Source organism: Sphingopyxis sp. (assembly GCF_050725655.1).
In the GTDB taxonomy this organism is placed as follows: domain Bacteria; phylum Pseudomonadota; class Alphaproteobacteria; order Sphingomonadales; family Sphingomonadaceae; genus Sphingopyxis.
In genome coordinates this window covers 25170-39085 of the sequence record NZ_JBOHHT010000107.1, presented here as the reverse complement: position 1 = coordinate 39085, position 13916 = coordinate 25170, and the positions used below count along the sequence as shown (strand labels likewise).

Below are 13916 nucleotides of genomic sequence, written 5' to 3'. Positions count from 1 at the left end.
AAAGCCACGGTTGCCCGATGACGCCCTGGGCCCCGGCCTTCGCCGGGGAACAGCCGCTTACATGTCGTAAGGGGATAATCGCCGACTTGATCCGGGGTCCATTCATGCCTTGCGAGGAGGTCTGGATGCCGGATCAAGTCCGGCATGACGATAATCTGGAGATCATTTGAATGACCTATGAAACCCTCCTCGTCGAAACGCGCGGCGCCGTTACGCTGGTGACGCTCAACCGTCCGCAGGCGCTCAACGCGCTGAACTCGGGCGTGCTGGGCGACCTGATCGCGGCGTTCGCGGCGTTCGAAGCCGATCCCGGCCAGCGCTGCGCCGTGCTCACCGGATCGGGCGACAAGGCGTTCGCCGCGGGCGCCGACATCAAGGAAATGGCCGACAAGCCGGCATCCGATTTCTACCTCGAAGATTTCTTCTCGAAATGGACGAGCGACTTTGTGAAAAAGGTCCGCAAGCCGTGGATCGCCGCGGTCAACGGCTTTGCGCTCGGCGGTGGCTGCGAGCTCGCGATGATGGCCGATTTCATCATTGCGTCGGACAAGGCGAAGTTCGGCCAGCCCGAAATCAAGCTCGGCGTCGCGCCGGGCATGGGCGGGTCGCAGCGGCTGACGCGTGCGATCGGCAAGGCGAAGGCGATGGAAATGTGCCTCACCGGCCGGATGATGGACGCAGCCGAGGCCGAGCGTTCGGGCCTCGTCGCGCGCGTTGTGGAACATGAAAGCCTCGTCGAGGAAGCGGTAAAGACGGCGACTGTTATCGCAGCGATGCCGCCGATGGCCGCGATGGTGAACAAGGACATGGTCAACGCCGCGTTCGAAACGACGCTCGACCAGGGGCTGATCTACGAACGCCGCCTGTTCCAGATCCTCGCCGCGACCGAGGACAAGGCCGAAGGCATGGCCGCCTTCATCGAAAAACGCGAAGGCGTGTGGAAGGGCCGGTGACGCGCACCCATTTTGATCTCATGCTGGCCTATCCCCAATGGCAGGGGTCGGGCCGGCACGAAAATCTGCCGCGCGGCGCTGCGGCGACTGCCTCGATCTGCGCGCGCTTCGCACCGCGCGTCGACGTTCCGTTGAGCGAAGCGGCGGGAGACACCCACGGCGTTGTGCGCTGGAATGCGCTGTTGGAACAATTTGTGGCGGCGCAGGCGCTGCTCGCGAACCATTCGCCCGACAGGGTTCTGATGGCCGGCGGCGATTGTGCAGCGGACATCGCGGTGATCGACCATCTTTCGGCGCGCCATCCCGACTTGCACATCGTCTGGATCGACGCGCATCGCGATGCGAATACGCCCGCGACCTCGCCTAGCGGCCATCTGCACGGCATGCCGGTAAGCGCGATCATGGGGCACGCGGCGGAACCGATGCGCCGCCTGCTCAGCGCGCCGATCGATCCCGGACATTTTTTCTATTCATATGTACGGGTCGGCGATCAGGGCGATCTGGATTTCGGGCGCGAAAAGCAGCTTGCCATGCTGGACGAAACACAGCTCGCGGGGCGAAAGCTTCACATTCATTTCGATCTCGACGTGCTCGATCCAGACGAGTTTCCGCACCTCGCCTATCGCGAACCCGATGGCCCGTCGGTCGCCCAGGCGGTCGCGCTGGTCCGCCGCCTTGCGGCCACGAACGATCTGGTCGGCCTTTCGATCACCGAATTTGCGCCTGCGGACGAAGCCGCGGCGACGGAGGGCGGCGCGGTGATCGCCCGTATTTGCGAAGCCGCGCTCGGCTTGGAGGAGAAGACATGAAAATCGCTTTCATCGGACTGGGCAACATGGGCGGCGGGATGGCCGCGAATTTGGCGAAGGCGGGGCACGAGGTCCGCGCTTTCGACCTTAGCGAAGAAGCGCTGGCGCGCGCTGTCGAGGCGGGCTGCGCGCGCGCCGCATCTACGGCCGAAGCCGTCACCGGTGCCGAGGCGGTGGTGACGATGCTCCCCGCCGGCAAACATGTCGCGTCGGTCTATGAAAACGACGTCTTTCCGAACGCCGCGCCGGGCACCTTGCTCCTCGATTGCTCGACGATCGACGTCGCAACTGCGCGATCGAACATCGAAGCGGCGACCGCCAAGGGCCTCGTCGCGGTCGATGCCCCCGTCTCGGGCGGCATCGCAGCAGCCAACGCGGGCACACTGACCTTCATGGTCGGCGGCACCGACGATGGCTTCGCGCGCGCCGAGCCGATCCTCGCGAAAATGGGCAAGGCGGTGATCCATGCCGGCGACGCCGGCGCGGGGCAGGGCGCAAAGATCTGCAACAACATGCTGCTCGGCGCGTCGATGGTCGCAACGTGCGAGACGCTCGCGCTCGCGCAGAAGCTCGGGCTCGATCCGCAGAAATTCTTCGACATTGCGAGCGTGTCGTCGGGGCAGTGCTGGTCGCTCACCAGCTATGCGCCGCTCCCCGGGGTCGGACCAACGACGCCTGCCGACAATGATTACAAGGGCGGGTTCGCCGCGGCGCTGATGCTCAAGGATCTCCGCCTCGCGGTGGAGGCCGCGGCAAGTGTCGATGCCGATGTCCCGATGGGAAGCAAGGCGCGAGAGCTCTACGAGGCGTTCGTCGAGGCCGACAAGGACGGCCGCGACTTTTCGGCGATCATCAAGACGCTTCAGTAAAAGTCGGCGGTCTCGCCGCCGTCGCGGCGTTCGGTGTGGTGCACTTGCGTCGGTGCCTTGCGCTGCCCAATGCGTACGTCCAGCCGCCCGTCGACCCGCCGCACCTCGGCGGGCGCCAATATCCGCGCGCGCGCCACAGCGACGGCAGTCACCTGCGGCGTCGCCACGGGTGCGGCCACCGGCACGCTGCCGGTCAGCAGGAGGACGGCGAGGACGGACATGGCGTTCATGCTCTGCCGTAACGGCAGGTCCTGCCAGTGCTTTAACCCTGAATCGCAGCTTTTCGCTCATGCCTGCGGCGCCAGCAGGGCAAAAGAAAGGCCGCCTGCCCCGCGCTGGGACAGACGGCCTGATCTTGGTAAGCGGAGGAGGGCTTAGAAGCCCGACTTCGCCTCCGCCTTTTCCTTGAGCAGCGGCGCCACCGCAAAGCCATGCTTCTCCAGTGCCGCGACGATCTTGTCGGTGCCTTCCAGCCCCGCCCAGAACATCGGGCCGCCGCGATAGACCGGCCAGCCATAGCCATAGATCCACACGACATCGATGTCCGACGCGCGCTGCGCCTTGCCCTCGGACAGGATCAGCGCGCCTTCATTGACCATCGGATAGAGCGTGCGCTCGATGATCTCCTGATCTCTGATCTCGCGCTTCGCCTTGTTCGACCGTGCACGGAAATCCTCGATGATTTCGGCGACTTCGGCGCTCGGGCTCGGGTTGCGCTTTTCGTCATAGTCGTAAAAGCCCTTGCCGGTCTTTTGCCCCCAGCGGCCGACCGCGGCCAGCGCGTCGCGGATGCTTTCGATCCGCGTCGGGTCGCGGTGCCAGCCGATGTCGACGCCGGCGAGGTCGCTCATCTGGAACGGACCCATCGGCATGCCGAATTCGACATGCACCTTGTCGATCTGCTGCGGCGTCGCGCCTTCCATGAGGAGGTTCATCGCCTCGACCTGGCGCGGTTTCAGCATGCGGTTACCGATAAAGCCGTCGCACACGCCCGCGACCACCGCGACCTTGCCGATCTTCTTGCCGATCGCCATCGCCGTCGCCAGCGCGTCGGGCGCGGTCTTCTCACCGCGAACGACTTCGAGCAGCTTCATGACATTGGCGGGCGAGAAGAAATGCATGCCGAGCACGTCGCCGGGGCGGCTCGTCGCGGTCGCGATCTCGTCGATGTCGAGATAGCTGGTGTTCGACGCGAGGATCGCGCCGGGCTTGGCGATCGTGTCGAGCTTCGCGAAGATTTCCTTCTTCACATCCATATTCTCATAGACGGCTTCGATGATCAGGTCGCAGTCGGCGAGATCCTCGAGGTTGAGCGTCGGAGTGAGGATGCCCATCATCTGCTCGACCTGCTCGGGCTTGAAGCGGCCCTTGGCGGCGGACGCTTCGTAATTCTTGCGGATCACCCCGGTGCCGCGGTCGAGCGCTTCCTGCTGCATCTCGGCGATGGTGACCGGGATGCCCTTCTGCAGGAAGTTCATGCTGATCCCGCCGCCCATCGTGCCCGCGCCGATCACGCCGACCTTCTTGATGTCGCGCAATTGCGTGTCCTTGGGCAGGCCGTCGATCTTCGCGGCCTGACGTTCGGCGAAGAAGATATGGCGTTGCGCCGCCGACTGGCTGCCGAACATCAGCTTCATGAACTGCTCGCGCTCGAACGCCAGCCCTTCCTCGAAGGGCAGGCGCGTCGCCGCCTCGACGCAGGCAAGGTTGGCATAGGGCGCCTCGAACCCGCGCCAGCGCTTGGCGTTGGCGGTCTTGAGCTGTTCGATCACCGCGACGTCGCCGAACACCGGGCGCTCGCGCGTCGGGCGCGGGCCGTCGGCGATCTTCGCGCGCGCAAAGGCGATCGCGTCGGCCGCTAAGCTGTCCTCACCCGCCAGTTCGTCGACAAGGCCGAGATCCTTCGCCTTGGCAGCGGGCAGCGGATCGCCGGTCGAGGTCATCGTCGCCGCGGCTTCGACGCCGACGACGCGCGGCAGGCGCTGCGTGCCGCCCGCGCCGGGCAACAAGCCGAGCTTGACCTCGGGCACGCCGAGCTTCGCCGAGGGCACTGCGATGCGGTAATGACAGACGAGCGCGGTCTCGAGCCCGCCACCGAGCGCGGTGCCGTGGATCGCGGCAACGACGGGCTTCGACGCCGCTTCGATACTATTGAGCACCGCGTTGAAATCGGGGCCGCGCGGCGGCTTGCCGAATTCGCTGATGTCGGCGCCGGCGATGAAGGTCGCGCCGGCGCAGCGCAGGACGATCGCCTTGACACTATCGTCAGCGAGCGCGGCGCCGAAATGATCCTCAAGGCCCTGACGGACGTGCCAGCTCAGCGCGTTGACGGGCGGGTTGTTGACGATGATGACGGCGACGTCGCCGTCTTTCTCCAGCGTAACGCTGACGGGGGTTTCTTCGGACATGGGAGACTCCTTCAATTTAGAGTCCGTTCGCGCGGGCGAACGGAAAGAGGTGTTGCATCTTCAATCGTCGATGGCGGCGTGAACAAAGGTCTTGACCTCGCGCCGCACGGGATAGGTGGAGGAGGGCATGAGCTGGGTCATGAAGACCGTGCAGATCTGCTCGACCGGATCGACGAAGAAACCGGTCGAGAACATGCCGCCCCAATAATAGTCGCCAACCGAGCCGGGGGTCATCGTTTGCGCTGGGCTTTCGTTCACCGCGAAGCCGAGGCCGAAGCCGATCCCCGCATTCTCCGCCTCGGAAAAAATGCCGACGCTGTGCTGGACCAGGTCGCCGCCGCCGGGGAGGTGGTTCGACGTCATCAGGTCGAGCGTCTTGCGGCTGATGATCCGCACATCGCCCAGCTTGCCGCCGCCGAGCAGCATCAGGCAGAAACGGTGATAATCGTGCAGCGTCGAGGCGAGCCCGCCGCCGCCCGAATGAAAGCTGCGATCCTTCGCCCAGCGGCTCTTCGCGCCGCTGTCGAAATCCTGCGTCTTGTCTTTGGGATGAAAGGCATAGGCGTCGGTCAGCCGGTGCTGCTGGTCGGCGGGCACCTTGAAGCCGGTATCGACCATGCCGAGCGGACCAAAGATGCGCTCCTGCAAAACTTGCGCAAAAGGCTTGCCCTCGATCCGTTCGATCACCGCGCCGAGCACGTCGGTCGCCATCGAATAATTCCAGTGCGCCCCGGGGTCGAACTGCAGTGGAATCTTCGCGAGGGCGGCGATGAAGCTGTCCATCGTGTAATCGGCGTCGAAATCGTCGATCTTTGCCTTGCGGTACGCCGCGTCGACCGGCGTGCGCTCCTGAAAGCCATAAGTAAAGCCCGCGGTGTGGCGGAGCAGGTCGACCATGCGGATCGGCTGCACCGGCGGGCGCGTGAGGAACGGGACATTGCCGCCGCCCGCGACGAAGACGCCGGTATCCTTGAACTCGGGGCAGAACTTCACCAGCGGGTCGGACAGCGCGACCTTGCCCTCCTCGACCAGCATCATGAACGCGATGCTGGTGACCGGCTTGGTCATGCTCGCGATGCGGAAGATCGCATCCTCTTTCAGCGCCTCACCCGGCCTCGCCTCGCCGATGAACGAGACATGCGCGATCTCGCCGCGCCGCGACACGAGCGTCGCGGCGTGCGGCAGCCGGCCGGTGTCGACATATTTGGCGGCGAGAAAGGCCGGGATGCGGTCGAGCCGCGCGGTGTCGAATCCATGTGCCATGTGTGTGATCTATCAGTGCGAGGTCTGGCCGAGCAACTGGCGCGTCACCGGATGCGAGCTGGTGAGCCCGCCGTCGACCGCGATCGCCTGTCCATTGACATAGCTCGCCTGGTCGCTCGCGAGGAACAGCGCGACATTGGCGAGTTCCTCGGGCTGCGCGGCGCGGCGCAGGGGGTTGAGCTGGCCGAGCTTGTGGGTGATTTCCTTCGCCTTGGCATAGTCGAAGGTCGGTTTGGTCATCCCGGTTTCGGTGAGGCCGGGGCACACCGCGTTGACGCGCACGCCGCTGGTCGAGAGCTGCTGCGCCGCGACCTTGGCGAGGTTGATCACCCCCGCTTTCGATGCCGAATAGGCACCCGGGCCCGCGCCCGAATTCAAACCCGCGACGCTCGCGGTCAGCACGATCGCGCCGCCGCGGCCTTGGTCGACCATCGCTTTGCCCGCGTGCTTCACCATCAGCGCGGGGCCGATCAGATTGACGCGCAGCGTCTCGGCCCACGCGACGGGATCGAAATCGAAAATGCCGCCCATGTCGCCGATGATCCCCGCGTTGGCAAAGGCGACGTCGAGCGCGCCATAGGTGTCTTTCGCGGTTGCGACGAGCCTTGCGACATCGGCCTCGACACCCGCGTCGATTTCGAGCGCGACGGCCTCGCCGCCCGCATCCTTCACCAGCTGCGCGGTTTCATGCACCGCCGCCGTCTTGTCGCCGATGACGAGCTTCGCACCCTCGGCGGCAAAGCGCAGCGCGCTCGCGCGGCCGATGCCCGAACCGGCACCCGTGATGATCGCAACCTTGCCGTCCAATGCGCCCATCATGCGCCTCCCGAAATCGTGGCCCCGCCATCGCAAACGATGGTCTGGCCGGTGGTGAATGCCCCCGCCTTGCTGGCGAGGAAGACCGCGGCGCCCGCGATCTCGTGCGGCTCGCCGATGCGCTTCAAGGTCGAGGCGGCGGTCGATCGTTTGAGGGTTTCCTCATTTTCCCACAAAGCGCGCGCCATGTCGGTGCGGACAAGGCCCGGTGCGATGCAATTGACGCGCACGCCGCGCGGCCCGAACTCGACCGCGAAATTGCGCGCGACCTGCATGTCGGCCGCCTTCGAAATCCCGTAGGCGCCGATGATCGGCGATCCCTTCAGTCCGCCGATCGAACTGATGATGATGATCGATCCTTCGCCGCGTTCGAGCATCTCGGGCGCGACCATGCTGATCAGCCAGTGGTTGGACAATATATTATTGTCCATGATCTTGCGGAACTGGTCGTCGCTGATCCCGAGCCCCGGGCCATAATAGGGGTTCGATGCGGCATTGCAGACGAGCGCGGTGATCTTGCCGAAGGCGCGGCGCGTTTCGGCGACCAATATCTCCAGCTCTTCTTTCGACGAGATATTTGCACGAACGGCGATCGCCGTGCCCTCGCCGAAGCGCGCGTTGATCTCGGCCGCGGTTTCCTCGCACGCGTCGGCCTTGCGGCTCGAAATCACGACCTTGGCGCCCTGTTCGGCCATCGCCTCGGCCGTGGCCTTGCCGATGCCGCGCGACGATCCGGTGATCAGCGCGACCTGCCCGGTCATGTCGAACAGGCTCATGCGCCGGCCTTTCGTGCGAATTCCCACGCCCGTTCGGCGAGCGGGCGAACGCGTTCGGACATGTCCTTGGCATGCTGCGACGAGGCGGTGCCTTCGATCACGCGCTTCTTGATCCCCTGGATGATGCCGGCGAGGCGGAAGAAATTATAGGCGAAATACCAGTTCATGTCGGGCACGCCATCGCGGCCGGTGGCGGCGCAATAACGCTCGACCATCTCGCCCAGTTCGGGAATGCCGAGCGTCTTGCGGTCGAGATCCATCACCCCGGAACGGCCGCCATTTTCGGTCACCCACGCCATCGCGACATAAGTGAAATCGGCGAGCGGATCGCCGAGCGTCGAGAGCTCCCAGTCGAGCACCGCGAGCACCTCGGGCCGATCCTTGGCATAGATCATATTGTCGATGCGGTAATCGCCGTGGACGACGCTGGTGCGCGTCTGCTCGGGCAGTGTCGCGGGCAGCCAGGCGATCAGCCGCTCCATCTCGTCCATCGTCTCGGTTTCGGAAAGCCGGTATTGCTTGGTCCAGCGGTCGACCTGACGGCCGAAATAGTTGCCGGGCTTGCCGAAGTCCGAAAGCCCCGCGGCCTCGACATCGACGCTGTGCAGCGCCGCGAGCGTGTCGATCATCGCCTCGTAGGTGGCGCGGCGGTTCTCCTGCGTCGATCCCGGCATCGCGCCGTCCCAGATCGTGTGGCCGTCGACCATGGACATGACATAAAACCAGCTGCCGACGACATCGTCGTCGGTGCACAGGCCGTACTGGCGCGCGACCGGGAAGCCCATCTTGTGGAGCCCCGCCTGCACCTTATACTCGCGGTCGACCGCATGCGCCGAGGGGAGCAGCGGGCCGAAGGGTTTGCGGCGCAGCACATAATTGCCCGACGGCGCGCTGATCTTGTACGTCGGGTTCGACTGGCCGCCGGCGAATTTGCCTTGGGTCAGCGGACCTTCGAAGCCTTCGACATGCGCTTCCATCCACGCCGTCAGCTTCGCCTCGTCGAGCACATCGGCGCCCTCGGGCGCGACAGTGCCGCTGAACGCCTTTTGCGCGTCGAGCGTCATTGGTCGAACACGATCACCGACCGTGCGGCGCCGCCTTTCCTCATCTTGTCGAAACCCTCGTTGACCTTGGCGAGCGGGATCGTCTCGGCGACGATGCTGTCGAGATCGAGCAGGCCGCGGAGATAAAAATCGACGAGGCGCGGGATGTCGACCGGGAAGCGGTTGCCGCCCATGATCGCGCCCTGCAATTTCTTGCCCGAGAGCAGGTCCATCGCGCTGAGCCCGACTTTCTCGGACAGCGGCATCATGCCGAGGATCGTCGCGGTGCCGCCGCGGCGCAGCGACGCGACCGCAAGGCTCGCCGAAGCCGGCCGCCCGACGGCCTCGATCGCATGGTCGACGCCGCCCTTGGTGAGTTCGAGAATCTGTTTCGCGGCATCGTCGGCGAGCGCGTCGACCACGTCAGTGGCGCCGAGCTTGATCGCCAGCGCACGCTTTTCGGGAACCGGGTCGGCGGCGATGATGCGCCCCGCGCCCGCGATTTTCGCGGCGTTGATCGTGGCGAGTCCGACGCCGCCGCAGCCGACGACCGCGACCGTTTCGCCCGGCGTCACCTTGCACGCGTTGAAGATCGTGCCCGCGCCCGTCGTCACCGCGCAGCCGATGACGGCGGCGCGGTCGAGCGGCATCGCGGGATCGATCGCGACACACGCATGCTCGTGGACGAGCATCGTTTCGGCAAAGGCACTGAGGTTCAGCATCTGATTGACCGGTGAGCCATCGGGGCGCGTGATGCGCGGCGCCGATCCGACATGGCGGCGCGTGTCGCCGCCCATGCACAGCGACATGCGGCCGGTGACGCAATACTCGCAATGACCGCAAAAGGCCGAGAGGCAGGTGACGACCGCGTCGCCGACCTTGACCGTGCGCACTTCGCTGCCGACCGCCTCGACGATGCCCGCGGCTTCGTGGCCGGGGATCGCGGGCAGCGGATGCGGATAGGCGCCGTCGATGAAATGCAGGTCCGAATGGCAAAGCCCGCACGCAGCGGTGCGAATGCGCACCTCGTGCGGGCCGCAATCGGCAACGACGACGTCTTCGATCGACAGCGGCTTGCCCGGTTCGATCAGAATCGCGGCTCTGGTCACTATTGCTCTCCGGTTTCTGGTTTTAACGCGAAACGCCGATGTCGCCCGACGAGAAGCCCGGCTCGCTCGCTTCGCTATGCTTGGCGAATTCGATGCGGGCGATCGCGCGTTCGTGGACTTCGTCGGGCCCGTCGGCGAGGCGCAGGGTGCGCTGATGCGCATAGGCTTTGGCCAGCCCGAAATCCTCGGACACGCCGCCGCCGCCATGCGCCTGGATCGCGTCGTCGATGATCTTCAGCGCCATGTTCGGCGCCTGCACCTTGATCATCGCGATTTCGGCCGCGGCCGACTTGTTGCCGACCTTGTCCATCATGTCGGCGGCCTTGAGGCACAGCAGGCGCGTCATTTCGATGTCGATGCGCGCGCGCGCCAGACGATGTTCCCAGATGCTGTATTCGGCGACCTTGCGGCCGAAGGCGACGCGCGACTGCAGCCGCTTCGCCATCTTCGCAATCGCTTCTTCCGCCACGCCGATCGTGCGCATGCAGTGATGGATGCGTCCCGGCCCGAGGCGCCCCTGCGCGATCTCGAAACCGCGGCCTTCGCCGAGCAGCATCGCCTCTTCGGCATTGACGCGCACGTCCTTCAGCTCGATTTCCATATGGCCGTGCGGCGCATCGTCATAACCGAAGACGGGCAGGTGGCGCAGGATGTTCACCCCCGGCGTATCGAGCGGCATCAGCACCATCGACTGTTGCGCATGGCGCTTGGCGGCAAAGTCGGTCTTGCCCATCACGATCGCGACCTCGCAGCGCGGATCGCCCGCACCCGACGACCACCATTTGGTGCCGTTGATGACATAATCGTCGCCGTCGCGCTCGATGCGCGTTTCGATGTTCGTCGCGTCGGACGAGGCGACCTTGGGCTCGGTCATCAGAAAGGCCGAACGGATCTGGCCGTTCATCAGGCGGCCGAGATATTTTTCCTTCTGCTTGGCCGTGCCGTAACGGTGGAACACCTCCATATTGCCGGTGTCGGGCGCCGAGCAGTTGAACACTTCGCTCGCGAAACCGACGCGGCCCATTTCCTCGGCGCACAGCGCATATTCGAGGTTGGTGAGGCCGGGGCCTTCGAATTCGAAGGTCTCGTCGACATGGTGGTGCGCGGCCGACTTGGGCGGCATGAAGAGGTTCCAGATGCCGGCTTCTTTCGCTTCGGCCTTCAGATCCTCGACGACAGGCAAGACTTTCCAGCGGTCGCCGGCCTTGTCCTGTTTTTCATAGGTCGGGACGGCGGGGCGAACCTTGCGCTCGATAAAATCGCGCACCCGGTCGCGCCAATAGACCTGCCGGTCGGTGAGATCGAAGTCCATCTGCGCGTCCTTTCCCTTTACGTTTACGTAAACCCTTGGACCGATTCGGGGGCCTTGCCAAGTCCCGCGATCCGAAAATTACATCATCCCGCCGCTTGGCGACACGATTGTTACGGATGCGCCCCCGTGGCATCGGGCTCCGCGCGCGCGGCGTCGTCGAGCAGCGCGAGCCGCGCCTCGTGATCGGCGCGCGAGATCGGGAATTTGCGCATCACGATCAGCCCCAACGTGCCGATAACGAGCACCGAAAGCGCATAGCCGAGCGCGAGATTGCCGAGAACGTCGCTGCCGACTTCGCCCGGCCTCGCATTGGCCGGGAAGGCCGCGAAGGACAGGATCAGCCCGGCGGCGAAGATGCCGATGCCGGTCGCGCACTTCTGCATGAAGAAATATCCGGCGAAGAACAGCCCCTCCGATCGCCGTCCCGTCTCGCTCTGCGATGCCTCGACAACGTCGGCCATCATCGACGAGGAGAGGATCATGAGGATGATCGAGAAGCCGTTGGAAACGAAAACCAGCGCGAACATCGCCGCGACGCTAGGTTTGCCCGGTAGGCCGGGAAAGACACCCTGGATCCAGGCGAAATAGATGCCGCTGTTAACGAGCAGCGCGATCGCTCCCGCCACGATCGCGGCGTCGCGTTTGCCCAGCTTCGACGATAACGGCGCGACAATCAGGAAGGCGGCGATCATCGAGCCGAACAGCAGGAAGACATAAGCAACCATCTCGCCCTGCGTGAACTGCCAGAAAAAGCCGAGCAGATAATTGTTCATCGAAAAGGTGATGCCCTGGTTCACGAAACCGAACAGCGCCGCGAAGATTAGCCACAGGAAGGCGTGGTTCGACAATGTATCGCGCATATCGCGCAGGATATGGCGAAGCGTCATCGCCGGCTTCACATCGGCGAGGTTCGACACCGCGATCCGCTTATGCTGGCCCGCCGCCGAAACCAGCACGGCGCCCGACATCATCAGCGCGCCGGCGAGGGCGTAGGGGAAATAGCCTTCGGGATCGACGAGTCCCTTCGCGCCGCCGAAAAAGACGCCGTAAGCAAGGAGAAGGATCAGTAATCCGCCCCCCCAGCCGAACAGGAAGCGAAAGCGCATCACCGCGGTTCGCTCGTCATAGTCGCCGGTAAGTTCGGGGACGATCGCGACCGACGGCACCTCGCACATCGACACCAGCGAGCGCACGACGATCGCGAGGCCGATCAGCCAGGCGACGGTCATCGTGTCGCTCATTTCGGGCGGACTCCAGAGCAGCATCCACGCGATCGCGAGCGGGATCGGCGCGCCGTAAAGCCAGGGCAGGCGGCGGCCCCAGCGGCTGCGCGTGCGGTCGGTGAGTTCGCCGATCACCGGATCGACGAACGCATCGGCGATCAGCGCGACCATGATCGCGGCGCCGACGATGCCCGCGTCAAGCCCGATCACCTGATTGTAGAAGAGCAGCAGGAATGTCGAAAAACCGTTGTCCTTGACGCCATAGGCGATGCTGCCGAGGCCATGCACGGCCTTCAGCCATACGGGCAATCGTTTGGGCGCCGGAACTGTCGCCGCCGCTGCGCTCACGCCGGGGCTCCCGCCTTGGCGGCCTCCTCCATCTGGGCGAGGGCGTCGAACAGGCCGGGGGCTTCGGGGTCCCAGGCGTGGCGCTGGCCGATCGTCAGCCCGCCGTCGACCAGCATATGCGTGCCGGTCATGAAGCTCGACTCCTCGCTCGCCAGATAAGCGACGGCGTTGGCAATATCCTCGGGCTGGCCGCCGCGCGCGACGGGCTGCGCGGCCTCACTCATCCCCGCGATGATCGCCTTTGCCTGATCCTTATGTTCGTCGGGCACGTCGAGCGACGAGGTGAAGATATTGGTGTTGATGAAGCCGGGACAGATCGCGTTGACGCGGATGCCATAGCGCGCGAGGTCGGTCGCCGCGACTTTGCTGAGGTGGAGCACGCCCGCCTTCGCGACCGCATAGGCGATCGGCGAATAGCCCGCGCCAAGCGCCGCGACGCTCGCGGTGTTGACGATCGATGCGCCTCCCGAGCGGGTCGAGGGGCGTCCCTTCATATGCGGTGCGGCGTAGCGGATGCCCATCGCCACCGATTTCAGCACGAGGTCCATCGTCAGGTCCCAGCCCTCGGGGCTGATTTCGTCGATCGGCGCGCGGTCGCCCGCGGCGGCGGCGTTGTTGAACACGATGTCGATCCCGCCGCCTTTCGCCGCGGCTTCATTCATCAGCGCCTCGATGTCCGATGGCTTGGTGACGTCGCAGCGGACGAAGTCGATCTTGCCGTTCGACGCCGCGGCGAGCGCTTGTCCGCCCGCTTCGTCGATGTCGGCGGCGAAGACGTGCGCGCCCTCGCTCGCGAGTTTCAATACCGTGGCTTTGCCGATTCCCGAAGCTGCTCCGGTGACGACGGCAATCTTGCCTGCGAATCGCATGACCCATTCTCCCGTTTTCTTTTGCCACTTAGCTTAGGGGCCAAAGGTGACGCGTCAACGGCGGTCAAGCCGACGCTACGGCGCCGTAAGGGCAGGCTCGTTTCTCCAAGTTGACGCT

At 64.9% G+C, this 13916-nt stretch carries 13 protein-coding genes; 3 read left to right on the top strand and 10 right to left on the bottom strand.

Going from position 1 to position 13916, the window contains the following annotated elements; translation table 11 throughout:
* Positions 1 to 170 precede the first annotated feature (170 nt).
* Genes ACREBX_RS16250 through mmsB form a run of 3 tightly spaced genes read left to right on the top strand, consistent with a single transcriptional unit; the run spans position 171 to position 2631 of the window.
* Positions 171 to 953, top strand: a complete 783-nt coding sequence (locus tag ACREBX_RS16250; RefSeq protein ID WP_431562777.1) for an enoyl-CoA hydratase-related protein — start codon at positions 171 to 173, stop codon at positions 951 to 953.
* Positions 950 to 1762: an arginase family protein gene (locus ACREBX_RS16245; RefSeq protein ID WP_431562776.1), complete on the top strand. Its 813-nt coding sequence runs from the start codon at positions 950 to 952 to the stop codon at positions 1760 to 1762. Before ACREBX_RS16250 ends, ACREBX_RS16245 begins: the two co-directional genes overlap by 4 nt.
* Positions 1759 to 2631, top strand: a complete 873-nt coding sequence (gene mmsB / locus ACREBX_RS16240) for a 3-hydroxyisobutyrate dehydrogenase (RefSeq protein ID WP_431562775.1) — start codon at positions 1759 to 1761, stop codon at positions 2629 to 2631. The genes ACREBX_RS16245 and mmsB overlap by 4 nt, the downstream gene beginning before the upstream one ends.
* On the opposite strand, the gene ACREBX_RS16235 is transcribed toward mmsB, so the two are convergent.
* The 10 genes from ACREBX_RS16235 to ACREBX_RS16190 all read right to left on the bottom strand — a co-directional run bounded on the left by ACREBX_RS16235 (position 2625) and on the right by ACREBX_RS16190 (position 13798).
* Positions 2625 to 2861, bottom strand: coding sequence for a hypothetical protein (locus ACREBX_RS16235; protein ID WP_431562774.1), 237 nt, complete (start codon positions 2859 to 2861; stop codon positions 2625 to 2627). The two genes, mmsB and ACREBX_RS16235, sit on opposite strands and share 7 nt — an antisense overlap.
* A 144-nt stretch (positions 2862 to 3005) precedes the next feature.
* Entirely contained in the window at positions 3006 to 5039 is a 2034-nt protein-coding gene (locus ACREBX_RS16230) for a 3-hydroxyacyl-CoA dehydrogenase NAD-binding domain-containing protein (protein ID WP_431562773.1), read from the bottom strand.
* 60 nt (positions 5040 to 5099) lie between these two features.
* Positions 5100 to 6302, bottom strand: coding sequence for a serine hydrolase domain-containing protein (locus ACREBX_RS16225; RefSeq protein ID WP_431562772.1), 1203 nt, complete (start codon positions 6300 to 6302; stop codon positions 5100 to 5102).
* 12 nt (positions 6303 to 6314) lie between these two features.
* Positions 6315 to 7118: an SDR family NAD(P)-dependent oxidoreductase gene (locus ACREBX_RS16220; RefSeq protein WP_431562779.1), complete on the bottom strand. Its 804-nt coding sequence runs from the start codon at positions 7116 to 7118 to the stop codon at positions 6315 to 6317.
* A complete protein-coding gene (locus ACREBX_RS16215; RefSeq protein WP_431562771.1) occupies positions 7118 to 7894 on the bottom strand; it encodes an SDR family NAD(P)-dependent oxidoreductase in 777 nt (258 codons plus the stop codon). The genes ACREBX_RS16220 and ACREBX_RS16215 overlap by 1 nt, the downstream gene beginning before the upstream one ends.
* Positions 7891 to 8958 carry a phosphotransferase family protein gene (locus tag ACREBX_RS16210; RefSeq protein ID WP_431562770.1) on the bottom strand — a complete coding sequence of 356 codons (1068 nt, stop codon included), beginning with the start codon at positions 8956 to 8958 and terminating at the stop codon, positions 7891 to 7893. Before ACREBX_RS16210 ends, ACREBX_RS16215 begins: the two co-directional genes overlap by 4 nt.
* Complete coding sequence (locus tag ACREBX_RS16205) at positions 8955 to 10046, bottom strand: Zn-dependent alcohol dehydrogenase (RefSeq protein WP_431562769.1); 1092 nt, start codon at positions 10044 to 10046, stop codon at positions 8955 to 8957. Before ACREBX_RS16205 ends, ACREBX_RS16210 begins: the two co-directional genes overlap by 4 nt.
* A gap of 22 nt (positions 10047 to 10068) precedes the next feature.
* Positions 10069 to 11358, bottom strand: a complete 1290-nt coding sequence (locus ACREBX_RS16200; RefSeq protein ID WP_431562768.1) for an acyl-CoA dehydrogenase family protein — start codon at positions 11356 to 11358, stop codon at positions 10069 to 10071.
* Between the two features lie 110 nt (positions 11359 to 11468).
* Positions 11469 to 12929: an MFS transporter gene (locus ACREBX_RS16195; protein WP_431562767.1), complete on the bottom strand. Its 1461-nt coding sequence runs from the start codon at positions 12927 to 12929 to the stop codon at positions 11469 to 11471.
* On the bottom strand, positions 12926 to 13798 hold the full coding sequence (locus tag ACREBX_RS16190) for an SDR family NAD(P)-dependent oxidoreductase (protein ID WP_431562766.1): 873 nt from the start codon (positions 13796 to 13798) through the stop codon (positions 12926 to 12928). Before ACREBX_RS16190 ends, ACREBX_RS16195 begins: the two co-directional genes overlap by 4 nt.
* Positions 13799 to 13916: the final 118 nt, after the last annotated feature.

Bases quoted from the DNA above. Each gene is read 5' to 3' on its own strand.
- ACREBX_RS16250 (WP_431562777.1), top strand. From the start codon at position 171: ATGACCTATGAAACCCTCCTCGTCGAAACGCGCGGCGCCGTTACGCTG.
- mmsB (WP_431562775.1), top strand. From the start codon at position 1,759: ATGAAAATCGCTTTCATCGGACTGGGCAACATGGGCGGCGGGATGGCC.
- ACREBX_RS16235 (WP_431562774.1), bottom strand. From the start codon at position 2,861: ATGAACGCCATGTCCGTCCTCGCCGTCCTCCTGCTGACCGGCAGCGTG.
- ACREBX_RS16230 (WP_431562773.1), bottom strand. From the start codon at position 5,039: ATGTCCGAAGAAACCCCCGTCAGCGTTACGCTGGAGAAAGACGGCGAC.
- ACREBX_RS16225 (WP_431562772.1), bottom strand. From the start codon at position 6,302: ATGGCACATGGATTCGACACCGCGCGGCTCGACCGCATCCCGGCCTTT.
- ACREBX_RS16220 (WP_431562779.1), bottom strand. From the start codon at position 7,118: ATGGGCGCATTGGACGGCAAGGTTGCGATCATCACGGGTGCCGGTTCG.
- ACREBX_RS16215 (WP_431562771.1), bottom strand. From the start codon at position 7,894: ATGAGCCTGTTCGACATGACCGGGCAGGTCGCGCTGATCACCGGATCG.
- ACREBX_RS16210 (WP_431562770.1), bottom strand. From the start codon at position 8,958: ATGACGCTCGACGCGCAAAAGGCGTTCAGCGGCACTGTCGCGCCCGAG.
- ACREBX_RS16200 (WP_431562768.1), bottom strand. From the start codon at position 11,358: ATGGACTTCGATCTCACCGACCGGCAGGTCTATTGGCGCGACCGGGTG.
- ACREBX_RS16190 (WP_431562766.1), bottom strand. From the start codon at position 13,798: ATGCGATTCGCAGGCAAGATTGCCGTCGTCACCGGAGCAGCTTCGGGA.